Here is a 22,774-nt window from a genome sequence, read left to right as displayed (position 1 = left end):
AGGCACGTCGCGATGGACGTGCCTTTTGGCTTTGCTAGCTGGTCGGAATTATCATTGTTCGTTCTCATCCGTGTAGCGTTTCGCTTTGTAAACCGGGTGCATCAGATTATGGATCGAGAATATATCGTCTAATTCGGCTTCTGTCAGCAGGCCGCGCTCCAGAACGACCTCGCGCACGCTCTTACCGGTTTCCGCACAAATCTTGCCGACGATATCGCCGTTGTGGTGGCCAATGAACGGATTCAGGTAGGTCACGATACCAATCGAGTTGTAGACGTAGCTTTCGCAGACTTCTTTATTTGCGGTAATGCCGTTGATGCATTTTTCCAGCAGGTTATAGCAGGCGTTGGTCAGGATGTGGATGGATTCGAACATCGCCTGGCCGATAACCGGCTCCATTACGTTTAGCTGAAGCTGGCCCGCTTCGGAGGCCATGGTGACGGTGGTGTCGTTGCCGATGACTTTGAAGCACACCTGGTTTACGACTTCCGGCACAACCGGGTTCACTTTGGCTGGCATAATGGATGAACCGGCCTGCAGTTCCGGCAGATTAATTTCGTTCAGACCGGAGCGCGGGCCGGAGGAGAGCAGGCGAAGGTCGTTACAGATCTTCGACATTTTCACCGCCAGGCGCTTGAGCGAGCTGTGAACCATCACGTAGGCGCCGCAGTCCGACGTCGCTTCAATCAGGTCTTCGGCGGGCACGCACGGCAGGTTGCTGACTTCCGCCAGCTTCTGCACGGCAAGCTGCTGATAGCCTTCTGGCGTATTCAGGCGCGTACCGATTGCGGTTGCGCCGAGGTTAACTTCCAACAGCAGTTCCGCGGTACGCAGCAGGTTTTTGGTTTCTTCATTCAGCAGAACGTTGAAAGCGTGGAACTCCTGACCAAGCGTCATCGGCACCGCATCCTGCAGCTGGGTACGGCCCATTTTCAGGATGTTTTCAAATTCGACAGCTTTACGCTGGAAGCCTTCGCCCAGCTGGTTAATGGCGTCGATCAGCTTGAGGATGGAGGCGTAAACCGCGATGCGGAAACCGGTTGGGTAGGCGTCGTTGGTGGACTGGCATTTGTTGACGTGATCGTTCGGGTTCAGATACTGATATTCGCCTTTCTGGTGGCCCATCAGCTCCAGCCCGATATTGGCGAGCACTTCGTTGGTGTTCATGTTAACGGAGGTGCCGGCGCCGCCCTGGTATACATCTACCGGGAATTGATCCATGCACTTGCCGTTGTTCAGCACTTCGTCACAGGCCTGGATAATGGTGTTGGCGATGCCTTTCGGGATGGTTTGCAACTCCTTGTTCGCCATCGCCGCCGCTTTCTTCACCATCACCATGCCGCGCACAAATTCAGGAATATCGCTGATTTTGTTGTTACTGATATAGAAGTTTTCAATCGCTCTCAGAGTATGCACACCGTAGTAGGCATCCGCCGGCACTTCCCTGGTACCCAACAAGTCTTCTTCGATACGAATGTTATTTAACATGTGAACCTTCTTTTTCAAGCTGCCAAAAAATGCACCGTTTTCACGCACACGATGTGTGGTCGTGAGATGAATAGACCGACGATTATTCCCATGTTCGGTCTCCATGCCGTGATGATATGCTGATCATAGCGAAAAGCAGCAATCTGGATCACTTATTAAAACCCTCATCACACAACTATTATTAATCTGTGATATCGATCAATAGATGAAAACTTCCGGAAAAATAACCTGGTGCTTAGATTGATCTTTGGCTATTGCGCCGCCATCTGTTAGCAATGCCTTATCGCTAACCTATTTTTTACGAGCGCCAGAAGGGGCTTGTTATCCAACTACAGGAGAGTACGGTGCGCTGGATACCGTTGATTGCTATTTTTCTCTATGTCTACATTGAGATTTCGTTATTTATTCAGGTCGCCCACGCGCTGGGCGTCTTCCTGACGCTGGTGCTGGTGATATTCACCTCGGTTATCGGTATGTCGCTGGTGCGTAACCAGGGCTTTAAAAACTTCATGCTGATGCAGCAGAAGATGGCTGCAGGCGAAAGCCCCGCAGCCGAGATGATCAAAAGCGTCTCAATCGTGCTGGCCGGTTTCTTACTGTTGCTGCCAGGCTTCTTTACGGATTTGCTCGGCCTGCTGCTGCTGTTGCCTCCGGTGCAAAAACATCTGACCTTAAAACTGATGCCGCATCTGCGCTTTTCGCGCACCCCGGGCGGCGGCTTTAGTGCGGGCGCCGACGGCGGCCAGACCTTCGATGGCGAGTATCAGCGTAAGGACGATGGCCCTAAGCAGCTTGAAGAGCGCGACGACCGCCGCGATAACGACAATCGCCCCCGTCGTTAAAAATTCGAAAATTATTTTGTTTTCCCCCCTTGAAGGGGGGGAAGCTCATCCCCATCTCTCTCGTCACCAGCCGATAACCCATTTGGGCCGGCGTTACCTAAACAACTGATACTGACTTTCTCAAAGGAGAGCTATCAATGAGTATTCGTCCATTACATGATCGTGTCATCGTCAAGCGTAAAGAAGTTGAATCCAAATCTGCAGGCGGCATCGTGCTGACCGGGAGTGCAGCGGGTAAATCAACTCGTGGCGAAATCATCGCTGTCGGTAAAGGCCGCATCCTGGAAAACGGTAACGTGCAACCGCTGGACGTGAAAGTCGGCGACATCGTGATTTTCAACGACGGTTACGGTGTGAAGTCTGAAAAGATCGACAATGAAGAAGTGTTGATCATGTCCGAAAGCGACATCCTGGCAATTGTTGAAGCGTAATCCACGCGCAAACGCAAACTGAACATACGAATTTAAGGGAAAAGAACAATGGCAGCTAAAGACGTAAAATTCGGTAACGACGCCCGTGTGAAAATGCTGCGTGGCGTAAACGTACTGGCAGATGCAGTGAAAGTTACCCTCGGTCCTAAAGGCCGTAACGTGGTTCTGGATAAATCTTTCGGTGCACCGACCATCACTAAAGATGGCGTTTCCGTAGCGCGTGAAATCGAGCTGGAAGACAAGTTCGAAAACATGGGCGCGCAGATGGTGAAAGAAGTTGCCTCTAAAGCGAACGACGCTGCGGGCGACGGCACCACCACCGCAACCGTGCTGGCTCAGTCTATCATCACCGAAGGCCTGAAAGCCGTTGCTGCGGGCATGAACCCGATGGATCTGAAACGCGGTATCGATAAAGCTGTTATCGCCGCGGTTGAAGAGCTGAAAGCGCTGTCCGTGCCTTGCTCCGACTCTAAAGCTATCGCACAGGTTGGTACTATCTCCGCTAACTCCGACGAAACCGTGGGTAAACTGATCGCAGAAGCGATGGAAAAAGTTGGCAAAGAAGGCGTTATCACCGTTGAAGAAGGCACTGGCCTGCAGGACGAGCTGGACGTAGTAGAAGGCATGCAGTTCGACCGCGGCTACCTGTCCCCGTACTTCATCAACAAGCCAGAAACCGGTTCTATCGAGCTGGAAAGCCCGTTCATTCTGCTGGCGGACAAAAAAATCTCCAACATCCGTGAAATGCTGCCGGTGCTGGAAGCCGTTGCGAAAGCCGGTAAGCCGCTGCTGATCATCGCTGAAGATGTTGAAGGCGAAGCGCTGGCGACGCTGGTGGTGAACACCATGCGCGGCATCGTGAAAGTAGCTGCTGTTAAAGCGCCTGGCTTCGGCGACCGTCGTAAAGCGATGCTGCAGGATATCGCAATCCTGACCGGCGGTACCGTTATCTCTGAAGAGATCGGTATGGAGCTGGAAAAAGCGACCCTGGAAGACCTGGGTTCCGCTAAACGTATCGTTATCAACAAAGACACCACCACCATCATCGACGGTACCGGTGAAGAAGCAGCGATTGCTGGCCGTGTGAGCCAGATTCGTCAGCAGATCGAAGAAGCCACTTCTGATTACGACCGTGAAAAACTGCAGGAGCGCGTAGCGAAACTGGCAGGCGGCGTTGCGGTAATCAAAGTGGGTGCTGCTACCGAAGTTGAAATGAAAGAGAAGAAAGCTCGCGTTGAAGACGCCCTGCACGCAACCCGTGCTGCGGTAGAAGAAGGCGTGGTTGCCGGCGGCGGCGTTGCGCTGATTCGCGTAGCTTCTAAACTAGGCGAACTGCGCGGCGTGAACGAAGATCAGAACGTGGGTATCAAAGTTGCGCTGCGTGCAATGGAATCGCCACTGCGTCAGATCGTTCTGAACTGCGGCGAAGAGCCATCCGTTGTTGCCAACACCGTGAAAGCGGGCGACGGTAACTACGGTTACAACGCGGCAACCGAAGAATACGGCAACATGATCGACATGGGTATCCTGGATCCAACCAAAGTGACCCGTTCTGCTCTGCAGTACGCGGCCTCCGTGGCTGGTCTGATGATCACCACCGAATGCATGGTTACCGACCTGCCAAAAGGCGACGCTCCTGATTTAGGCGCAGCCGGCGGTATGGGCGGCATGGGTGGTATGGGCGGCATGATGTAATTGCCTTAGCACCCTGTGTTAAAGAAACCCTCAGGCAGAAATGTCTGAGGGTTTTTTCTTTTGGGGCGCAGTCTGGTATAAGGTCTTACCGGGTAACTGAGCCCGCTATATTTCACACGGCATTGATTACGGGGAACAACATGCGCATAAAAGTTTCAGCAGGAATGGCTGTGGCAGCGTTGCTGCTGGCGGGATGCAGTACCAGCAATGAACTGAGTACGGCCGGGCAGAGCGTTCGTTTTGTTGAGGATAAGCCGGCCAGCAGCTGCCAGCTGTTAGGCAGCGCCACGGGCGAGCAAAGCAACTGGTTATCCGGGCAGCACGGCGATGAGGGCGGCTCTATGCGCGGTGCGGCAAATGCCCTGCGTAATAATGCGGCAGCTATGGGCGGCAACGTGATTTATGGCGTCAGCAGCCCGAGCCAGAACCTGCTGTCGAGCTTTGCGCCGACCGCCAGCAAAATGACCGGCCAGGTTTATAAGTGCCCGAACTGATTTGTTGATTTCCGGCGGGTGGCGCTTCGCTTACCCGCCCTACGTTTGAATCTGTGGATGAACGTTCGCTTACCCGCCCTGCGTTTGAATCTGTGGATAGGCGCTTCGCTTACCCGTCCTGCGTTTGAATTTGTGGATGGGCGCTTCGCTTACCCGCCCTGCGTTTGAATCTGTGAATGGGCGCTTCGCTTACCCGTCCTGCGTTTGAATTTGTGGATGGGCGCTTCGCTTATCCGTCCTGCGTTTGAATCTGTGAGCGGGTGCTGCTCTTACCCGTCCTGCGTTTGAATCTGTGGATGGGCGCTTCGCTTACCCGTCCTGCGTTTGAATTTGTGGATGGGCGCTGCTCTTACCCGCCCTGCGTTTGAATCTGTGAATGGGCGCTTCGCTTACCTGTCCTGGATTTGAATCTGTGGATGGGCGTTCGCTTACCCGCCCTGCATTTGAATCTGTGAATGGGCGCTTCGCTTACCCGTCCTGCGTTTGAGTCTGTGAATGGCGCTGCTCTTACCCGCCCTATGTTTGAATCTGTGGATGGGCGCTTCGCTTATCCAGCCAACGCTTAAATTTGTAGGGTGGATAAGCGCCAGCGCCATCCACCAGCCTTTCTTACGACTGACGCAGCTGTAAATCCAGCGGCGTTTTGCTCGGCTCACCGCCAATCTCACGAGCCAGCTTCGGCACCATATAGCCGGAAACCAGCGTCAGCAGCCCGCGCATAATCTTCCTCGCTTCATCGTCGCTAACCATGAAATGTGCCGCGCCCTGCACTTTATCCAGCACGTGCAGATAATAAGGCATTACTCCCGCATCAAAGAGCGCATTGCTTAACTCCGCCAGCGTTTGGGCGTTATCGTTAACGCCGCGCAGCAGCACGCTCTGGTTAAGGAGCGTCACGCCTGCCTGGCGCAGGCTCGCCATCGCCGCCCTGAACTCATCGCCCATTTCCTGGGCGTGATTGATATGGTTGACCAGCAGCGTCTGCAGGCGCGAGCGTGCTATACGCCCGACGAGTGCATCGGTGATACGTGCCGGTATGACAACGGGCAGACGGCTATGGATGCGCAGACGCTTAATATGCGAAATAGCTTCCAGCTCGCTCAGCAGCCAGTCCAGCTCATGGTCTTTGGCCATTAAGGGATCGCCGCCGGAGAAAATAATTTCGTCCAGCTCGGGATGTGCGCTGATGTAGGCGAGCGCGGCCTGCCAGTTGCGCTTGTTGCCCTGATTGTCGGCATAAGGAAAATGGCGGCGGAAGCAGTAGCGGCAGTTTACGGCGCAGCCGCCTTTGACCAGCAATAAAGCGCGGTTGCTGTACTTATGCAGCAGCCCCGGCACCACGCTGTGCTGCTCTTCCAGAGGGTCGGTGCTAAAACCAGGTGCCGCGATGAACTCCTGCTTTGCGGTAAGGACCTGGCGTAAAAGCGGGTCGTTCGGATTGCCTTTTTCCATGCGTGCAACGAATGCTCGCGGGACGCGAAGGGCAAAAAGTCGACGCGCATCACGGCCTGCCAGCAGCGCTTCGTCAGCGTCCAGATTTAAAATATGCAGCAGTTCGTCGGGATCGGTTATAACATCGGCAAGTTGCGTTAACCAATCTTCTCTGCGGGGGGGATTTAGGGTTACAATGTGTGCCATTTTTTGGCTAAGCTACCAGTTAACAATTTCAGAGGGCCTTATGGCGACTTATTCTAGCAACGATTTCCGTGCCGGTCTTAAAATCATGTTCGAAGGCGAGCCTTACGCAGTCGAATCCAGCGAGTTTGTGAAACCAGGTAAAGGCCAAGCCTTTGCGCGCGTTAAAATGCGTCGTCTGCTGACCGGCACCCGCGTTGAGAAAACCTTCAAATCTACCGACTCCGCCGAAGGCGCAGACGTTATCGATATGAACCTGACTTACCTGTACAACGACGGTGAGTTCTACCACTTCATGAATAACGAGACCTTCGAGCAGCTGGCTGCTGACGAAAAAGCGATTGGCGATAACGCTAAATGGCTGCTCGACCAGGCTGAATGCATCGTGACCCTGTGGAACGGCCGTCCAATCCAGGTAACGCCGCCGAACTTCGTGGAACTGGAAATTGTTGAAACCGATCCAGGCCTGAAAGGCGATACCGCAGGCACCGGCGGTAAGCCCGCTACGCTGTCTACCGGCGCGGTGGTTAAAGTTCCGTTATTCGTACAGATTGGCGAAGTGATCAAAGTTGATACTCGCTCTGGCGAATACGTTTCTCGCGTTAAGTAATACGTGAAGATTTGCGGCGTGGGTTTGTTTTCTTACCGCGCCGCGGCTTTTGAAGGCAGGGAAGATGAACCGACTGGCTAAGCAGCTCCTCTTCATCGCTTTTCTGGCGACGTTTCTGAGCGGGTGCAATACGACACGTGGCTTTGGCAAAGATCTACAGCATCTCGGCGGCGCCATCGAGCGCGCGACCAACAAATAACTTCCATAACTCCTAAAAAATCCTCTCTCTGCCTCAGTTTTCTAATTTTTGGCTATGCTTAAGTGGCTATACACAACCACATGGGCAAAAAAGGAAAATTTCATGATTAAGAAAACTATTGCAGCGTTCTTTTCAATCGTCGTGCTTACCTCATTGCTGACGGCTTGTAATACAACGCGTGGTGTTGGTGAGGATATTTCAGACGGCGGTAGCGCGATCTCTGGTGCAGCGACCAAAGCACAGAATTAATCGTGAACGCACGACGGTACGGTGGTTATTACCGTACCGTTATTATGCCACTTCCTGAGGATGGGATAGGAATAAAGAAAAGCGATTATCCGCCCCTAATTTCATACGAATATTTCGCTTGTAGGTGTAGACTGTTTTAGGACTGATGCCCATTATCTTCGCAATCATTTCGTTACTCGCCGCTTCCGTCCATAGTTTTAATACTCGCTCCTCGCGTAGAGTAAGCAGCGACGCAGTCTGCTGCTGGCGATATCTGAAAGGCGGGCGCGTATTTAACGTTTGTTCAATCAGGGTATAGAGCGCAGGCAAAGCCAGCTTTTTGCTGAAAATTTCCTCCGTGCCCTGTTTCCGGCAATACTCTTCAATATGTGGATGCTCCCCGCTTTGCATTACCATCAGACGCGTCGATTTCCCACAGGCGGAATAAATGGCGGAGAGCTGTTGAATATTATGCAGCACGCCTGAAAAACCAGAAAAATCAGCGATAACCATATTCGGCTGCCACTGTATGATTTTTTCCCGGGCGATAAGCAAATTATCGGTATCGGCAATGCAAAATGTATTATTTTTGTTGATTAATTGTCTAAGACCCACAAGGCTATAGTAACATCGATCAACCAGTAATATTTTATACATTTTTAACGTTCGCGAAGTTCATTATTACAGCCTTTCCAGGATCCCAGGGAAACGTTTTAATCATATAAATGTTTTACACAAAGTGAATTGCTGATCTACGCAACAAATCCAGGCTATTTCCAGGCTTAGCTTTTTAGCTGACAGCGCCGGGCGGCTGGCGTGACGGCTGCCGCAGTAAGCAGAGCCTGCTGGTCTGTTTTGCTTTTTTCAAAGAGCCAGACTACTTTTCTTAACTTCTGCGCTGCGGGACGACCCGTAACCGCTTCTTTCTCAACGGGGACGACCCCTTTACGGGAGCAGGTATGTCCTGGTTTATTCTTGTTATTGCGGGTCTGCTGGAAGTGGTCTGGGCCATAGGGCTGAAGTACACGCAGGGTTTTAGCCGCCTGTGGCCAGGCGTGATAACTATCGTGGCGATGGTGGCCAGCGTGGCGCTGCTCTCCTGGGCGATGAAAACGCTGCCTGTCGGCACCGCTTACGCCGTCTGGACGGGAATTGGCGCCGTGGGTGCGGCGATAACCGGTATTCTGCTATTAGGAGAATCAGCAAGCCCGGCCCGTCTGGCGAGCCTGGCTTTGATTGTTATCGGTATTATCGGACTGAAACTCAGCGCTCATTAGTCAGCTTGTTTGATCCACAGGAGCTTCTCAACCGGGAAGCCCTGGCGGGTCGCGGTTTCCAGCATTTGCTGTTTCACTTCAGCAGTGATGGTCGGCGTGCGGGAGAGGATCCACAGGTAATCGCGGTTCGGCCCACACACCAGCGCGTGTCGGTAATCTTTATCGATCGCAATAATGTTATAACCGCCATAGAACGGGCCGAAGAACGAAACTTTTAACGCCGCGCGGTCCGGTGAGCCGGTGAAATAAGCCTTACCGACGCTTTGCTGCCACATCCCACGGTCGGGGTTAAACCCGCGGTTTATCACCCGCAGGCCGCCATCTTCTCTCAGGCTGTAGGTCGCCGTGACCTTTTCCAGGCCTCGTTCAAATCTATGGTCGAAACGGGCAATTTCATACCACTGCCCGAGATAGCGTTTAACATCGAAATTATTTACCACCGTCACGTTCGGCGGCGGGGTGGGAGAACTACAGGCAACAACCAAAAATGCCACCGTCACAGCAGAGACTATCGGCAGGATGCGCATAGCTTATTCCTTATTGGTTTTTTGCTAAGTGTAGATTGCAGCGGGGAAAAGACAGGGGATACGCGAAATTAAAAAGGCCCGCCGCTGGCAGGCCCGCTATGTTATTGCAAAGCCATAATAATTTTATAGGCTGCTTTAATCCGCTCGGGGTTGGGATAGTTTTTGTTTGCCAGCAACACGATGCCTGTCTGCTGCTCAGGAATAAAGGCCACGTAGCTGCCAAAGCCGCCGGTTGAGCCCGTTTTATGAACCCAGGATGCTTTTACCGCAGGTACCGGCGGTTCGATAGCGTTGGTTGCCTGAGGCGCAAGCGCTACTTTCCCTTCGCTGTCGTTAATGACCGCTGCCGGATTCACCGGCCAGTTGAGCATTTCCCAGCCCAGCCCCTGATACAGGCTACCTGCGCGCCAGTATCTTGTCTGCGCAAGCTCCAGACCCCGCTTTAGCGTTGCCTCTTTGACATGCTGTGGATGCATATTCACCTGCACCCAGGCCGCCATATCCTCAATCGAAGATTTCACGCCATAGGCTTGCGCATCAAGCATGCCCGGTGAAACGCGAACCGCTTTGCCGTCCCGATAGCCCCACGCGTAATTTTTCTGCGCGAACGGGGGCACTTTTAGCCAGGTGTGAGAAAGGCCCAGCGGCTGAAGAACGCGCGCTGTCATCGCCTCCTCAAAGCTCATCCCCGACGGCTTAACCGCCAGCGCGCCGAACAGGCCAATACTGGCGTTGGCATACAGGCGCATCGATCCCGGCGGCCATTGCGGCTGCCAGCTCTGGTAAAAGTGGAGCAGGGATGCCTCGTCGGTGACTTCGTCTGGCACCTGCAGCGGCAGGCCGCCTGCGGTATAGGTTGCCAGATGCAGCAGGGTGATATCTTTCCACTGCCTGCCCGTCAGGGCTGGCCAGTATTTGGTTGCCGGGTCGCTCAGATTAATTTCACCCCGGGCAACGCTGTCGCCGCCCAGCACGCCGGTAAAGGTTTTGCTTACCGAGCCAAGTTCAAACAGCGTCTCTTTCGTTACCGCTACGTTCCGGGCGATATCCGCCTTGCCGTAGGTGAAGTAGTAAGGCTTGCCGCGATAAACGACGGCGACGGCCATGCCGGGAATGTTTTGCTCTTTGAGCAGCGGAGCCACAGCGCCGTCGACGGCTCTGGCAATCTGTTTTTCAGTCAGCGTTTTTGGGGCGGCAAAGGCCAGACATGAGGCGGTCAGCGCCAGCACGCAGCAAAGCGATTTCTTAAGCATTGAGATTCTTCCATAAAGTGACAAGAGAGGGTGTCCGGGCCCATCAGACACGCTCAGTCTGTTGGATTTGACTATGGGTGACAAACGATTAAATTGAGCACCAGCCTTTAGATTTTCTTACGGATCCTCCCATGACACGCGGCTATATCCCGCTTAATGCGCTCAGAGCCTTCGAAGCGGCGGCAAGACATTTAAGTTTTACTAATGCCGCTATTGAGTTAAACGTTAGCCATTCCGCCATCAGCCAGCAGGTGAAGGCGCTGGAGCAGCATCTACGTTGCCAGCTGTTTATTCGCGTGTCCCGCGGCTTAATGCTTACCACGGAAGGAGAGAATCTGCTGCCCGTGTTGAATGATTCTTTTGACCGTATCGCCGGTATGCTGGATCGCTTTTCAAAACCTATGGCGCGGGAAAAGCTCAAAATTGGCGCAGTGGGCACCTTTGCGACAGGCTTTCTGCTTCCCCGGCTGGAGGCATTTCAGCGCGACTGCCCGCACATCGATTTGCATCTCTCGACGCACAATAACCGGGTCGATCCTGCGGCAGAGGGGCTGGATTACACGATTCGCTACGGCGGCGGCGCGTGGCACAACACCGAGGCGACGTTTCTTTGCGCTGCTCCGCTGGCGCCGCTTTGCTCCCGGGCGCTGGCGAAGGAGCTGCATCAGCCTGCAGACGTGCTCAGATTCACCTTGCTGCGTTCTTACCGGCGTGATGAATGGGCAAGCTGGCTGCAGGCCGCCGGAGAACAGCCCCCTTCGCCCACCCATCGGGTAATAGTTTTTGATTCGTCCGTGACGATGCTTGAAGCCGCTCAGTTCGGCGCGGGAATTGCTATCGCCCCGCTGGAAATGTTCAGCCATCTGCTTAACAGCGAACGCATTGTGCAGCCGTTTACAACGCAGATTAATCTCGGCAGCTACTGGTTGACGCGGCTGCAATCCCGGCCGGAGACTCCGGCAATGGCAGACTTTTCCCGCTGGCTAACGGAGCAGATGAGCAAATAAAAAAGGCCTGCCTGAGCAGACCTTTTCGTTGGCAGGCGCGAAATCAGATAGCGATAACGCCAATCAGCGTCACTATCGTCAGAATCGCCGCCAGCCCGTAAAAGACCCATTTTCCTGACGGCACGTGAATCTTCAGGTCGTGCATGGCGTGATGAATGCGGTGCAGGCCGCACCACAGCGGCAGCACAATCATCAGGAATATGAACAGGCGGCCGATGAGGCTGTGGGCGAAGGCGTAAACCCGGTCATAGCCCAGCGCGTCGCCGGGATACAGGCCGAGCGGCAGCATAATGCCCACCAGCAGTACGATAACGGGAGCGATAATTGCGCCCCACATGCCGCCGGCCCCGAACAGGCCCCAGAATACCGGCTCGTCGGAGCGCTTCGGATTGGGATTGATCATAACGTCCTCCTTACCAGAACAGAGCAACAAACAGAATAACGACCGTGGCAACCGCGGTTACCGCCCACAGCCCTTTAATTACCGGCTCCGGCCCCAACTTTTCATCCTTGATGATGATGTTAGCGGCCTTCGGGGCCAGCTCGAACCAGGTTTTGGTGTGCAGCAAGGCGGCGGCAAGCGTAATCAGGTTAAGGATCGCCACAATCGGGTTGCGCAGAAAACTGACAAAGCTTTCCCAGCTTTCCGGCCCGCCTTTCAGAGCAAACAGACCGCAGATAAGCAGGATGCTGAACCAGACGGTCGGCACCGAGGTGCCTTCGCGCAGCATATAAAAACGATAGAAGCCCAGCTTCTGCCACCAGGTGGGCGCCATTGTCCGGACGTATGGCTTACGTTTCGTGATCATTGTGCACTCCTTAGCGTGGTTTCAGGGTGGCTATCAAAAAGTCCTTCGAGCTTTCGACTTTGCCCTGCTGGATGGCGGCGGCCGGGTCGACGTGTTTCGGGCAAACCTCTGAGCAGTAGCCCACGAAGGTGCAGGTCCAGACGCCGTTCTGGCCGTTTAGCTGCGCCATACGCTGCTTTTTGCCACGATCGCGGCTGTCCAGGTTGTAGCGGTGGGCAAGCGTAATCGCCGCCGGACCAATAAACTCAGGATTCAAACCGAACTGCGGGCAGGCCGCGTAACACAGGCCGCAGTTGATGCAGCCGGAGAACTGATGGTATTTCGCCATCTGCGCGGGCGTCTGGGGATTCGGACCCTGGTCCGGCGTGCGTGGATTGCCGATGATGTACGGCTTAATCGCCTCGAGGCTTTCGATAAAGTGGGTCATGTCGACCACCAGATCGCGCTCGATGGGGAAGTTTGCCAGCGCCTCAACCTTCATGCCCTGGGCGTATTCGCGCAGGAACGTTTTGCAGGCCAGCTTCGGCACGCGGTTAACCATCATGCCGCAGGAGCCGCAAATCGCCATACGGCACGACCAGCGGTAGCTGAGATCCGGCGCCAGATTGTCCTTGATGTAGCCCAGCGCATCCAGCAGCGAGGTTTGTTCATCGTAAGGTACATCGTACACCGCGCTGTGCGGTTCGCTGTCCGTTTCCGGGTTGTAGCGCACCACTTCAATCTTCAGGGTTTTCATCACATCAGCCATTCGTCGCCTCCTTCTTGTCGGCTGCTTCTGCTTCCGCACCGTAGACGCGTTTTGCCGGCGGCAGGGTGGTGATTTTTACGTCGCTGTAATCCAGACGCGTGCTGCCATCCGCATCGCGGAAGGCGAGAGTGTGCTTCAGGAAGTTGACGTCATCACGTTCGGTGCAGCCTTCGTCCAGGCGCTGATGCGCCCCACGGGACTCCTTACGCGCCATCGCCGAATGCGCCATGCACTCCGCAACGTTCAGCCCGTGGCCAAGCTCAATGGTATAGAGCAGGTCGGTGTTGAATACGCTGGAGCTGTCGGTGATGCGCACGCGCCGGAAGCGATCCTGCAGCTCTGCCAGCTTGTCGATGGTTTTCTGCATCAGCTCCGGGGTGCGGTAAATGCCGCAGCCTTCTTCCATGGAGAGGCCCATTTCGTCGCGGATTTTTGACCAGTTTTCGCTACCTTCCTGATTCACCAGCTGCTTCAGACGGCCTTCCACATCCGCCGCCTGGGCGCTGAGCGCCGCATCGTTAGCAGGCGGTGCGCTATTGGCTCGCTGCATGGCCTGCTCGCCCGCCAGACGACCAAAGACCACCAGTTCCGCCAGCGAGTTGGAGCCTAAGCGGTTTGCGCCATGCAGACCCACGGAGGAGCATTCGCCCACCGCGAACAGCCCTTTGATACGCGTTTCGCATTGGGCGTCGGTTTCGATGCCGCCCATGGTGTAGTGCGCCGTTGGCCGCACGGGAATCGGCTCTTTCACCGGGTCGACGCCGACGTAGGCTTTGGCAAGCTCACAAATAAACGGCAGGCGTTCGAGGAGTTTTTTCTCGCCCAGATGGCGCAAATCCAGGTAAACCACATCGCCGCGTGGCCCAGGAACGGTGCGGCCGGCACGCCATTCGTGCCAGAAGGCCTGGGATACTTTGTCGCGCGGTCCTAGCTCCATATACTTATTCTTCGGTTCGCCCAGCGGGGTTTCTGGCCCCATGCCGTAATCCTGCAGATAGCGATAGCCATCTTTATTCACCAGGATGCCGCCTTCACCGCGGCAGCCTTCCGTCATCAGAATGCCGGAGCCGGGCAGGCCGGTTGGGTGATACTGAACAAACTCCATATCGCGCAGCGGCACGCCGTGGCTTAGCGCCATGCCCATACCGTCGCCGGTGACGATGCCGCCGTTGGTGTTGTAGCGATAAACGCGCCCCGCGCCGCCGGTTGCCATCACCACTGCGTTAGCGCGAATTTGCACCAGCGTGCCTTCCATCATATTCATGGCGACCAGGCCGCGCGCCTCGCCGTCATCTACCAGAATATCGAGGACGAAATGCTCATCGAAGCGTTGGATTTGTGGGAACTGTAAGGAGGTCTGGAAAAGGGTGTGGAGCATATGGAAGCCGGTTTTGTCTGCGGCAAACCAGGTACGCTCGATTTTCATGCCCCCAAAGCGGCGCACGTTGACCGAACCATCCGCACGGCGGCTCCACGGGCAGCCCCACTGCTCAAGCTGCGTCATTTCAGTGGGACAATGGTGTACGAAGTAATCCACCACGTCCTGCTCGCATAGCCAGTCGCCGCCAGCAACCGTATCGTGGAAATGATACGCAAAACTGTCGTGATCCTGCGCGACGGCGGCAGAGCCACCTTCGGCGGCTACCGTATGGCTGCGCATAGGATAGACTTTGGAAATCAGAGCGATTTTAGCCTGTGGGTTGGCCTGAGCCGCCGCAATGGCCGCTCGTAATCCCGCTCCGCCAGCACCAATAATGGCAAGATCGGCTTGAAAGATTTGCACGACATTCCTCCAGTTTTTAGTGATTTCGCAATGCTTATTTCACCAAAGGTAGACCACCGAAACGGTAGGGGCTATTGCGAAAGGTTTTTTCCCTGCTCCTTTGTAGGTAGCGGATTATAACCGGAGAGATTTTAAGGAAATTTGATGCGTTCGATTTTTTGCTGCTCTGTGCAGCAATTAATTACCAGGAGTAATGATTCGCATCACGAAATGACGTCCGTTTATGCGCAAAGTATTAACATTCACTTCCCTTTTGCTGCGCAAAATTTGTCTCCTTTCAGGGATGCGAGTAGACTTCCTCGCCTTGTTTGACTACGGAGATTACCTCATGAGCGAAACGGCCACCTGGCAGCCGAGCGCATCCATCCCCAACCTGTTGAAACGCGCCGCTATTATGGCGGAAATTCGGCGTTTTTTTGCCGACCGCGGCGTACTGGAGGTGGAAACACCCTGCATGAGCCAGGCGACGGTGACCGATATTCATCTGGTTCCGTTTGAAACCCGTTTTGTTGGTCCCGGCCATTCCCAGGGCATCAATCTCTATCTGATGACCAGCCCGGAATACCACATGAAGCGCCTGCTGGCGGCGGGCGTCGGCCCGGTGTTCCAGCTTTGCCGTAGTTTTCGTAATGAAGAGATGGGCCGCCATCACAATCCAGAATTCACCATGCTGGAGTGGTATCGTCCGCACTACGACATGTACCGCCTGATGAATGAGGTGGACGATCTGCTGCAGCAGGTGCTGGAATGCGAGGCCGCAGAGTCGCTTTCGTACCAGCAGGCTTTCCAGCGCCACCTGGAAATCGATCCGTTATCGGCAGATAAAACCCTGCTGCGTGAAGCGGCGGCAAAGCTCGATCTGAGTAACGTTGCCGATGAGGAAGAAGATCGCGACACGCTGCTGCAGCTGCTGTTTACCATGGGCGTGGAACCGCACATCGGAAAAGAGAAGCCCGCGTTTATCTACCACTTCCCGGCAAGCCAGGCGTCGCTTGCGCAAATCAGCACCGAAGATCACCGCGTGGCGGAGCGCTTTGAGGTTTACTTCAAAGGTATTGAACTGGCGAATGGATTCCACGAGCTGACCGACGCCCGCGAACAGCAGCAACGCTTCGAGCAGGATAATCGCAAACGTGCCGCCCGCGGTTTAACGCAGCAGCCAATCGATGTGAATTTACTGGCAGCCTTACAGGCTGGCCTGCCGGACTGCTCTGGCGTGGCGCTGGGCGTGGATCGTCTGGTGATGCTGGCGTTAGGCGCAGAGAGCCTGGCGGACGTGCTGGCATTCCCTGTCGATCGCGCCTGAAACCGTCCTGTCCCCTCCCTGAGGGAGAGGGGACTAAAAGAAGTTGGTTTTCCCCTCGCCCGGAGGAGAAGGTTGGAGTGAGGGCGAGCCCCGCCTTATTGGCTACAGACTTCCCGGCGTTCGGCCAGATGTGCCCGCCGACTTAATCGTTCTGCTGCGTAAGCCGCCCATGCTTTCCAGACGCATCTGGAACGGTGGGAACGGCAGATCGATATTGTGTTCGCGCAGGCCCTGCAGAATCAGCTGATGGATCTCGTGACGCAGCGGCATACGGTGCCCCATCTCCGCGGCGTAAATTCGCAGCTCAAAGATCTGAATCCCCGCCTGCAAATCCACCAGGAAGGCTTCCGGCTGCGGATTATCGATAACCAGCGAACAGCGTCTGGCGGCCTGCAATAGCACTTGCGTTACCTCTTCGCTGTTCGCATCCGACGGCGCCGGAACGGTGAGCACCACGCGCGTGACGGAATCCGACAGCGACCAGTTAATAAACTGCTCGGTGATAAACGCCTTGTTCGGCACGATAATCTCTTTGCGGTCCCAGTCGCTGATAGTGGTAGCACGCGTGTTTATCTTTGTGACGCTGCCGGTGAGATCGCGAATCGTCACGGTATCGCCAATACGAATCGGCTTCTCGAAGAGAATAATCAGGCCGGAGATAAAGTTGGCGAAGATCTCCTGTAAGCCAAACCCAAGCCCGACGCCGAGCGCTGCGACCAGCCACTGTAATTTCGACCATTCAATACCAATCATCGAAAAGCCGACCAGCCCGCCAATCAGCAGCAGCAGATATTTGGTGATGGTGGTGATGGCGTAACCTGTGCCGGGCGTTAAATCCAGATGCTGCAACAGCGCCAGCTCCAGCAGCGCGGGCAGGTTGCGCACCAGCTGCATGGTGATAATAAGCACCAGAATGGCGATCAGTACGGCGCCGAGGGTAATCGGCTCAAGACTCTCGACGCCCTGCACGGTTGAGGTGACATCCCACAGCGTAATGTTCTCAAGGAAGCCAAAAGCGGAATGAATCTCCGACCACAGCACGATGACCGACAGCAGCGCAATCAGCATCAGAATTGAGCGCACCAGGCGTAAAGACTGAACGCTGATAGCGTCGAGATCGATCTCCGCCTCTTCTATGGCTTCTGCCGAGCCCTCCGTGCTGTGAGCGTGTGCTGACTCGTCTTCGCCGCGTGCGCGCTGGGCCAGGATCTCGGCACGGCGTTGTTTGGCGCGGTCAAAGGCCAGACGGCGACGCTGGATAAGCATCCAACGGCGTATCACGTGATAAATCACCAGCAGCAGAAACCAGATGGCGACCGAGGTTTCCAGACGTGCCAGCAGAGCCTGCGCCGTTGCCAGATAGCCTACGGCGGCAGCCAGAATAGCCGACAGCGGTGCGCAGAGCATCAGATTCCAGAGGATCCTGTTGACGACGTTATCGCCGTTGCCCTGCTTATCCACATACAGCGGAACACTCGCTCGCTTCAGGCTAAGCGTAACCAGCGCCAGCGCGCCGCAGATCAGCATGAAACACAGCCGTCCCAGCGAGCCGGAAAACTCGCGATCGTTAAGGTTGTCGAACATGATTAGCGCCATGATCAGCGGCACGATAAAACCGATGCTCATCAGGTAATAGCGCATCGCCCGCGCCACCCTTTCGCGCGGCCAGCCGAAGTGCACAACGAACAAGCCCGTCGGGCGCGCAAAGGTGGCGCAAATCATCACCACCCAAAGCAGCGGCACGGTGGCGGTGACGCCATCTCCGAAGGCGACGGCGATAGGATAAGGCCACGCCTCCTGCAAGCCATATCCCAGCGTAGCCCAGAGGACGGGAAGCGGGGAGGCGACCAGGATTGACCAGAACAAGGTGCGCAGCGTTAAGGTGAAGTGATCCTGGGTCACTTTGCCCACTTTGGCGCTTGAGCGTTCAAGAAAGGCGGTGAAGTGCCGGCGCGAACTGATGCTAAAGCCGACAAGAAGCAGTGCCGCAAACAGCGGCAGCAGCGTAGCCCGGCTGGTCAGCATCATGAGGATGGCGCTGCCCAGCTGGCTGACGGTGTCGAGCGAAACCAGGCGACGCAGATCCTGAATAATTTCAACCGGCCAGGAGATCCCCATCGCGCTCACGTCTGAAGTCCAGAACAGGTAACGGTGCGTAGCTTCGTTGACCTCTTTTAGCGCATCTTCGAGCTGGCTGTTGGCCACTTTCAGCTTGGTGAGTTCGAGAATTAGCGTATCGCTGCCCTGCAAAAGCGAGCCAAGCAGCTCACGCTGGGTGCGAAGCTGCGCTTCCAGAATGCGATTTTGCTCGCCAGTCAGCTCGTTGCCGTCTGCCTGGCGAAGCTGGCGTAGCTGCTGCTGTTTGTTTAGCAGGTCTTCGTAATGCAGGCGCTGGACGCGTAGCTGGGCGAGTTCGGTATCCAGCTGCTGCGGTTTCGGCATCTCCGGCAGACGGGCGACCTGAGCGCGCAACGCTTCGCCCAGCACGTTGGAGACGCCCAGCCATTGGGACTGCTCGCGCAATGTGTTGAGGGCCTGGCGCACCTGAAGCGTCTGGCTGGTCGCCTGGCGCTGCTGCGAGGCGACCAGATCCATACGCTGCGCCTGCTGGTTAAGCGCCTGGGAAAGCTCGCGGTTATTCTTAAACTGCGCGACTAACGCCGGCGGCAGGTTCGCGCTGTTTTCAGCCAGTAATTCGGTGCTTTCCAGCGCGCGTTCGGCCTCCCGCTGGCGCTGGCTGTTGAGCTGGTTACGCAGGCCCTGCAGATAAGCGTCCAGCCGGGCGCTCTGTTTCTGCGCAAGTTCAGCGCGCAGGCGGGAGAGCTCCTGGCGGTTGCTGGCGGAAAGCTGCGCCAGTTCCAGTTCATCCACCTGCGCCTTCAGTCGCGCCGACTCTGCCTGTAACGACAGGTTTTGTGCCTGGATTAAGGGCGTGCCGGAGGCCGGCTGCGTACCGGCGCGGCGCTCCATTTCGCTAAGCTGACGACGGGCATCGGTTTGCTGCTGGGGGAGCTGGCTGAGCGAGTCGGTGATTTCCCGCGTGCGCTCCTGCTCCTGTTGCGCCAGACGGCTCTTATCGAGCAACTGGCTGCTGACCTGGAGAATTTCCTGGTTTAGCTCGTCGGTGGACATGCCTTCCGGCACTTTCTGCGGTTCATCGCGCAGGCTGGCAAGCTGCTGGCGCAGGCTTTGCGACAGCCTGGGGAAATTATCAATTACGTCCTGGTACTGTTTTGCCCGCTCAAGAGAGGCTTTGTGCTCTTCAAGCGCGTTGAGGGCGGCCGTGAGGGTTTCCACGATTTCAGCCTGATTGGGCTGCTCTTTCGCGGATTTGGCTTGCTCAAGTTCCTGGGTTATCTGTTTCGCATCAGGGAGCGTGGCGGCATATGCGCCCATGCTGAGGCACCAGGCCATCAGAAAAGTGATTATCAGGCGCACGTCAGTACCTTTATATTGAACCCGGTGCCTGCAGCCGTGCAGCAGGCGCCGGGGCATAGCTTGTTAACTTTCGGGTTTGTTTTCCACCAGCGGGCTGGCTTCGAGTTCGGCTTCGATTTCCGCCTGAGGAATAACGCTTGCCGGCACCTCTGGCTCTACCACAGGTTCAGTGGAAACGGCCAGCGGCTCGCCAATTCTGGTGACCGACAGGCTCTGTAGCTGTTCGGCCAGGTTAACTTTCCCGGCTGCGAACAGGTTAATAACGGTTGAGCCCAGCTTAAAGCGGCCCATCTCCTGGCCTTTAAGCAGCGCAATGGAGCCTTCGCTTTCACCCGCAGGCCACGTCCAGCGCTTGATAACACCCTCACGCGGAGGCGTAATAGTGCCCGCCCATACGGTTTCAATGCTGCCTACGATGGTTGCGCCCACCAGAATTTGCGCCATTGGGCCAAACTCGGTATCGAACAGGCAGATCACGCGTTCGTTACGCGCAAACAGGTTAGGCACGTTCTGTGCTGTGAGGTGATTTACAGAGAACAGATCGCCCGGCACGTAGATCATTTCGCGCAGGATACCGTTGCACGGCATATGGACGCGGTGGTAGTCACGGGGCGACAGATAAGTGGTAACAAAGCTGCCGTTACGGAACAGGTCCGCCATCAGGTAGTTACCCGCCAGCAGCGCTTCCATGCTGTAGTTATGCCCTTTAGCCTGCAGAATTTTATCTTCTTCAATACGGCCAAGCTGGCTGATTACGCCGTCGGCGGGCATCACAAGAATGTTCGGATCGGTATTGACCGGGCGAACCTCGTCACGCAGCGGACGGATGAAAAAATCGTTGAAGGTACGATAGCTTGCGGTATCCGGCTTCTGCGCTTCCGCCATGTTGACCTTGTAGTATTTCACGAACAGGTCGATGACCAGTTTGGTCAACCAGCCTGCACGTTTACTTGCGCCCCAGCCCGCGAGGCGGGTCAGCCAGAGTTTCGGCAGAATGTATTGCAGCGAAAGTTTGATGTTATCTAACAAAATAGCCTCCTGGCTAAATGTTCCCACTGAGGGCCTATACACAAAGGGGGGCGATTCTAGCGACGCCCGGCTTAAATGTCAGTTATCCGTATCAGAAAAGTTTTTACGCGTTTTTACCTGCGCCATGCTTTCCAGAATGCGGTGGTAGTTCTCGAAGCGGGACTCGGCAATTTCCCCGCGCGCTACCGCTTCGCGCAGCGCGCAACCCGGATCGTTGTCATGGCGGCAGTCCCGATATTTGCAACGGCCTAAATAATCATGGAATTCGACAAAGCCGTGGGTGATTTGTTCCGGCTCTAAATGCCACAGGCCAAATTCGCGCACGCCCGGCGAGTCAATCACATCGCCGCCGCCTGGGAAGTGATACAGACGCGAAGCGGTGGTCGTGTGCTGGCCCAGGCCTGAGTTGTCAGAGACGTCGTTCACCAGTATCTGCTCGTCTTTAAACCCAAGCAGGTTGTTCAGCAGGCTGGATTTGCCCACGCCCGACTGCCCGGCAAAGATGCTGACGCGGCCAACCAGCGCCTCTTCCAGCTCTTTTAGCCCTTCCGCTTTATGGCTGGATACCATCAGGACGCGATAGCCGATTTTACGATAGATATCCATTTGTTCATTAACAAACTTCATACCCTCTTCGTCCAGCAGATCGGTTTTATTGAGCACCAGCAGCGGCTCAACGTCGAGCGTTTCGCAGGCCACCAAATAACGGTCGATAATATTTAAAGAGAGTTCCGGTAAGATCGCGGAAACGATAATGATCTGATCGATGTTGGCGGCGATAGGTTTTACGCCGTCGTAGAAGTCCGGGCGCGTCAGGACGGAAGTACGTTCATGTACCGCATCGACAATGCCTTTAATCGTGACGCCAACGGCCGCCTCTTTTGCCGGACGCCAGACTACGCGGTCGCCTGTTACCAGCGAGCGTATGGTGCGGCGGATGTTGCAGCGGTGCACTTCGCCTGCCGTTGATTCGACATCCGCATGCTGGCCAAAGCGGCTGATGACGCGGCCATCGCGGGGTTCGCCAAACTGAGAGTCGTCGGGATCGGCTTTCTCCACGGTCTGTTTAAGCCGACGCTGGTGGTTTGCTTTAACCCGGCGCTGCTGTCCTTTGGAGAGTTTATTTTTGCTCAATCGTACTGGCTCCTGGTCGCCCCTGACGGGCAAAACCTCTATGATACACACTATTTTATACGAATTAACTCATCTGTCGGATGGGCGACGAGCGAGAAGGGTGGAAAATAGCATGAGTGGAAACGAAAACAATCTGATTTGGATTGATTTAGAAATGACCGGCCTGGATCCCGAGCGGGATCGCATAATTGAAATTGCCACTCTGGTGACCGATGCCAATCTCAATATCCTCGCTGAAGGGCCGACGATTGCGGTGCATCAGTCGGACGAGCAGCTTGCGCTGATGGATGACTGGAACGTTCGCACCCATACCGGCAGCGGCCTGGTCGAGCGCGTTAAGGCGAGCAGGCTGGACGATCGTGCGGCAGAGCTGGCGACTATCGAGTTTCTGCAGCAGTGGGTGCCGGCGGGCACCTCACCAATCTGCGGCAACAGCATCGGCCAGGATCGCCGCTTCCTGTTTAAATATATGCCGGAGCTGGAAGCTTACTTCCATTACCGTTACCTCGATGTCAGCACGCTCAAGGAGCTGGCTAAGCGCTGGAAGCCTGAAATTCTTATCAATTTCAAAAAGCAGGGGACGCATCAGGCGATGGAAGATATCCGCGAGTCGGTGGCCGAACTGGCATACTACCGTGAGAATTTTATTAAGCTTTAAACGCCATACGGCTTCATCCTGGTCTTCTTTCCGCAGGCAGGTCAGGATGGGTGCATTTTAAACGAAAAGAGCATAAAATAATCATCTTGTCGTTTAAATCGCCATTCAAACTTAATTTGTGAAAAAAAGGGTTTACGGGGCTTGCGACAAAAACGATTTCTCGTATAATGCGCCTCCCGTACC

The 22,774-nt window shown here is 55.3% G+C and carries 23 protein-coding genes; 11 read left to right on the top strand and 12 right to left on the bottom strand.

Annotated features, from left to right (window positions below; translation table 11 throughout):
- Positions 1 to 51 precede the first annotated feature (51 nt).
- Positions 52 to 1,488 (bottom strand): aspartate ammonia-lyase, encoded by a 1,437-nt coding sequence (gene aspA, locus WLO31_RS18530; protein WP_435928076.1) that lies wholly within the window; start codon positions 1,486 to 1,488, stop codon positions 52 to 54.
- 344 nt (positions 1,489 to 1,832) lie between these two features.
- Here aspA and WLO31_RS18525 point away from each other — a divergent pair, with 344 nt between their 5' ends.
- The 4 genes from WLO31_RS18525 (at position 1,833) to WLO31_RS18510 (ending at position 4,950) form a co-directional block, all read left to right on the top strand.
- Positions 1,833 to 2,330: an FxsA family protein gene (locus WLO31_RS18525; RefSeq protein ID WP_435928075.1), complete on the top strand. Its 498-nt coding sequence runs from the start codon at positions 1,833 to 1,835 to the stop codon at positions 2,328 to 2,330.
- Positions 2,331 to 2,467: 137 nt separating this feature from the next.
- The gene (locus tag WLO31_RS18520) at positions 2,468 to 2,761 is read left to right on the top strand and encodes a co-chaperone GroES (protein ID WP_043081801.1); all 294 of its coding nucleotides are present in this window, start codon (positions 2,468 to 2,470) and stop codon (positions 2,759 to 2,761) included.
- Between the two features lie 48 nt (positions 2,762 to 2,809).
- Positions 2,810 to 4,456 (top strand): chaperonin GroEL, encoded by a 1,647-nt coding sequence (gene groL / locus WLO31_RS18515; protein WP_435928073.1) that lies wholly within the window; start codon positions 2,810 to 2,812, stop codon positions 4,454 to 4,456.
- Positions 4,457 to 4,596: 140 nt separating this feature from the next.
- A complete protein-coding gene (locus WLO31_RS18510) occupies positions 4,597 to 4,950 on the top strand; it encodes a DUF4156 domain-containing protein (protein ID WP_435928072.1) in 354 nt (117 codons plus the stop codon).
- Between the two features lie 609 nt (positions 4,951 to 5,559).
- Here WLO31_RS18510 and epmB read toward each other — a convergent pair.
- Positions 5,560 to 6,588: an EF-P beta-lysylation protein EpmB gene (gene epmB, locus WLO31_RS18505; protein ID WP_435928071.1), complete on the bottom strand. Its 1,029-nt coding sequence runs from the start codon at positions 6,586 to 6,588 to the stop codon at positions 5,560 to 5,562.
- Between the two features lie 40 nt (positions 6,589 to 6,628).
- Between epmB and efp the strand changes: the two genes are divergently transcribed.
- The 3 genes from efp to ecnB all read left to right on the top strand — a co-directional run bounded on the left by efp (position 6,629) and on the right by ecnB (position 7,643).
- Positions 6,629 to 7,195 (top strand): elongation factor P, encoded by a 567-nt coding sequence (gene efp, locus WLO31_RS18500; protein WP_271123761.1) that lies wholly within the window; start codon positions 6,629 to 6,631, stop codon positions 7,193 to 7,195.
- 64 nt (positions 7,196 to 7,259) lie between these two features.
- A complete protein-coding gene (locus WLO31_RS18495; RefSeq protein WP_435928070.1) occupies positions 7,260 to 7,394 on the top strand; it encodes an entericidin A/B family lipoprotein in 135 nt (44 codons plus the stop codon).
- 102 nt (positions 7,395 to 7,496) lie between these two features.
- Positions 7,497 to 7,643, top strand: a complete 147-nt coding sequence (ecnB, locus tag WLO31_RS18490; protein ID WP_435928069.1) for a lipoprotein toxin entericidin B — start codon at positions 7,497 to 7,499, stop codon at positions 7,641 to 7,643.
- Positions 7,644 to 7,685: 42 nt separating this feature from the next.
- On the opposite strand, the gene WLO31_RS18485 is transcribed toward ecnB, so the two are convergent.
- Positions 7,686 to 8,279 (bottom strand): LuxR C-terminal-related transcriptional regulator, encoded by a 594-nt coding sequence (locus tag WLO31_RS18485; protein WP_435928068.1) that lies wholly within the window; start codon positions 8,277 to 8,279, stop codon positions 7,686 to 7,688.
- 302 nt (positions 8,280 to 8,581) lie between these two features.
- Here WLO31_RS18485 and sugE point away from each other — a divergent pair, with 302 nt between their 5' ends.
- Positions 8,582 to 8,899: a quaternary ammonium compound efflux SMR transporter SugE gene (sugE, locus tag WLO31_RS18480; protein WP_435928067.1), complete on the top strand. Its 318-nt coding sequence runs from the start codon at positions 8,582 to 8,584 to the stop codon at positions 8,897 to 8,899.
- Here the strand turns inward: sugE and WLO31_RS18475 are convergent.
- Together WLO31_RS18475 and ampC are read right to left on the bottom strand one after the other, a co-directional pair.
- A complete protein-coding gene (locus WLO31_RS18475) occupies positions 8,896 to 9,426 on the bottom strand; it encodes a lipocalin family protein (RefSeq protein ID WP_435928066.1) in 531 nt (176 codons plus the stop codon). The two genes, sugE and WLO31_RS18475, sit on opposite strands and share 4 nt — an antisense overlap.
- A 101-nt stretch (positions 9,427 to 9,527) precedes the next feature.
- Positions 9,528 to 10,679 carry a CMY2/MIR/ACT/EC family class C beta-lactamase gene (gene ampC, locus WLO31_RS18470; protein WP_435928065.1) on the bottom strand — a complete coding sequence of 384 codons (1,152 nt, stop codon included), beginning with the start codon at positions 10,677 to 10,679 and terminating at the stop codon, positions 9,528 to 9,530.
- A gap of 131 nt (positions 10,680 to 10,810) precedes the next feature.
- Here ampC and ampR point away from each other — a divergent pair, with 131 nt between their 5' ends.
- Entirely contained in the window at positions 10,811 to 11,686 is an 876-nt protein-coding gene (gene ampR, locus WLO31_RS18465; protein WP_435928064.1) for a LysR family transcriptional regulator AmpR, read from the top strand.
- Between the two features lie 43 nt (positions 11,687 to 11,729).
- On the opposite strand, the gene frdD is transcribed toward ampR, so the two are convergent.
- From frdD to frdA, 4 genes are read right to left on the bottom strand one after another with little or no spacing between them, the layout of a single operon-like run.
- The gene (frdD, locus tag WLO31_RS18460) at positions 11,730 to 12,089 is read right to left on the bottom strand and encodes a fumarate reductase subunit FrdD (protein WP_435928063.1); all 360 of its coding nucleotides are present in this window, start codon (positions 12,087 to 12,089) and stop codon (positions 11,730 to 11,732) included.
- Positions 12,090 to 12,099: 10 nt separating this feature from the next.
- Complete coding sequence (frdC, locus tag WLO31_RS18455; RefSeq protein WP_435928062.1) at positions 12,100 to 12,495, bottom strand: fumarate reductase subunit FrdC; 396 nt, start codon at positions 12,493 to 12,495, stop codon at positions 12,100 to 12,102.
- A 10-nt stretch (positions 12,496 to 12,505) separates the two neighbouring features.
- Positions 12,506 to 13,243 carry a succinate dehydrogenase/fumarate reductase iron-sulfur subunit gene (locus tag WLO31_RS18450; protein WP_435928061.1) on the bottom strand — a complete coding sequence of 246 codons (738 nt, stop codon included), beginning with the start codon at positions 13,241 to 13,243 and terminating at the stop codon, positions 12,506 to 12,508.
- Positions 13,236 to 15,026: a fumarate reductase (quinol) flavoprotein subunit gene (gene frdA / locus WLO31_RS18445; RefSeq protein ID WP_435928060.1), complete on the bottom strand. Its 1,791-nt coding sequence runs from the start codon at positions 15,024 to 15,026 to the stop codon at positions 13,236 to 13,238. Before frdA ends, WLO31_RS18450 begins: the two co-directional genes overlap by 8 nt.
- A gap of 328 nt (positions 15,027 to 15,354) precedes the next feature.
- Between frdA and epmA the strand changes: the two genes are divergently transcribed.
- On the top strand, positions 15,355 to 16,332 hold the full coding sequence (gene epmA, locus WLO31_RS18440) for an elongation factor P--(R)-beta-lysine ligase (protein ID WP_435928059.1): 978 nt from the start codon (positions 15,355 to 15,357) through the stop codon (positions 16,330 to 16,332).
- Between the two features lie 102 nt (positions 16,333 to 16,434).
- Here epmA and mscM read toward each other — a convergent pair whose 3' ends face one another.
- The 3 genes from mscM to rsgA form a co-directional block, all read right to left on the bottom strand.
- On the bottom strand, positions 16,435 to 19,770 hold the full coding sequence (mscM, locus tag WLO31_RS18435) for a miniconductance mechanosensitive channel MscM (protein WP_435928058.1): 3,336 nt from the start codon (positions 19,768 to 19,770) through the stop codon (positions 16,435 to 16,437).
- 63 nt (positions 19,771 to 19,833) lie between these two features.
- A complete protein-coding gene (asd, locus tag WLO31_RS18430; RefSeq protein WP_435928057.1) occupies positions 19,834 to 20,799 on the bottom strand; it encodes an archaetidylserine decarboxylase in 966 nt (321 codons plus the stop codon).
- Positions 20,800 to 20,877: 78 nt separating this feature from the next.
- On the bottom strand, positions 20,878 to 21,933 hold the full coding sequence (gene rsgA, locus WLO31_RS18425; protein ID WP_435928056.1) for a small ribosomal subunit biogenesis GTPase RsgA: 1,056 nt from the start codon (positions 21,931 to 21,933) through the stop codon (positions 20,878 to 20,880).
- 112 nt (positions 21,934 to 22,045) lie between these two features.
- Here rsgA and orn point away from each other — a divergent pair, with 112 nt between their 5' ends.
- On the top strand, positions 22,046 to 22,591 hold the full coding sequence (orn, locus tag WLO31_RS18420; RefSeq protein WP_435928055.1) for an oligoribonuclease: 546 nt from the start codon (positions 22,046 to 22,048) through the stop codon (positions 22,589 to 22,591).
- The last annotated feature ends 183 nt before the right edge of the window (positions 22,592 to 22,774 follow it).

This window comes from Dryocola sharpae, from assembly GCF_051307055.1.
Classification (GTDB): domain Bacteria; phylum Pseudomonadota; class Gammaproteobacteria; order Enterobacterales; family Enterobacteriaceae; genus Dryocola.
The sequence above is the reverse complement of the archived record's forward strand: the minus strand, read 5'-3'. Positions and strand labels throughout refer to the sequence as shown.

What these genes read in the sequence shown, in the direction of transcription:
- aspA (WP_435928076.1), bottom strand. Translation starts at nt 1,488, where the DNA reads ATGTTAAATAACATTCGTATCGAAGAAGACTTGTTGGGTACCAGGGAA.
- WLO31_RS18520 (WP_043081801.1), top strand. Translation starts at nt 2,468, where the DNA reads ATGAGTATTCGTCCATTACATGATCGTGTCATCGTCAAGCGTAAAGAA.
- groL (WP_435928073.1), top strand. Translation starts at nt 2,810, where the DNA reads ATGGCAGCTAAAGACGTAAAATTCGGTAACGACGCCCGTGTGAAAATG.
- WLO31_RS18510 (WP_435928072.1), top strand. Translation starts at nt 4,597, where the DNA reads ATGCGCATAAAAGTTTCAGCAGGAATGGCTGTGGCAGCGTTGCTGCTG.
- epmB (WP_435928071.1), bottom strand. Translation starts at nt 6,588, where the DNA reads ATGGCACACATTGTAACCCTAAATCCCCCCCGCAGAGAAGATTGGTTA.
- efp (WP_271123761.1), top strand. Translation starts at nt 6,629, where the DNA reads ATGGCGACTTATTCTAGCAACGATTTCCGTGCCGGTCTTAAAATCATG.
- WLO31_RS18495 (WP_435928070.1), top strand. Translation starts at nt 7,260, where the DNA reads ATGAACCGACTGGCTAAGCAGCTCCTCTTCATCGCTTTTCTGGCGACG.
- ecnB (WP_435928069.1), top strand. Translation starts at nt 7,497, where the DNA reads ATGATTAAGAAAACTATTGCAGCGTTCTTTTCAATCGTCGTGCTTACC.
- WLO31_RS18485 (WP_435928068.1), bottom strand. Translation starts at nt 8,279, where the DNA reads ATGTATAAAATATTACTGGTTGATCGATGTTACTATAGCCTTGTGGGT.
- sugE (WP_435928067.1), top strand. Translation starts at nt 8,582, where the DNA reads ATGTCCTGGTTTATTCTTGTTATTGCGGGTCTGCTGGAAGTGGTCTGG.
- WLO31_RS18475 (WP_435928066.1), bottom strand. Translation starts at nt 9,426, where the DNA reads ATGCGCATCCTGCCGATAGTCTCTGCTGTGACGGTGGCATTTTTGGTT.
- ampC (WP_435928065.1), bottom strand. Translation starts at nt 10,679, where the DNA reads ATGCTTAAGAAATCGCTTTGCTGCGTGCTGGCGCTGACCGCCTCATGT.
- ampR (WP_435928064.1), top strand. Translation starts at nt 10,811, where the DNA reads ATGACACGCGGCTATATCCCGCTTAATGCGCTCAGAGCCTTCGAAGCG.
- frdD (WP_435928063.1), bottom strand. Translation starts at nt 12,089, where the DNA reads ATGATCAATCCCAATCCGAAGCGCTCCGACGAGCCGGTATTCTGGGGC.
- frdC (WP_435928062.1), bottom strand. Translation starts at nt 12,495, where the DNA reads ATGATCACGAAACGTAAGCCATACGTCCGGACAATGGCGCCCACCTGG.
- WLO31_RS18450 (WP_435928061.1), bottom strand. Translation starts at nt 13,243, where the DNA reads ATGGCTGATGTGATGAAAACCCTGAAGATTGAAGTGGTGCGCTACAAC.
- epmA (WP_435928059.1), top strand. Translation starts at nt 15,355, where the DNA reads ATGAGCGAAACGGCCACCTGGCAGCCGAGCGCATCCATCCCCAACCTG.
- orn (WP_435928055.1), top strand. Translation starts at nt 22,046, where the DNA reads ATGAGTGGAAACGAAAACAATCTGATTTGGATTGATTTAGAAATGACC.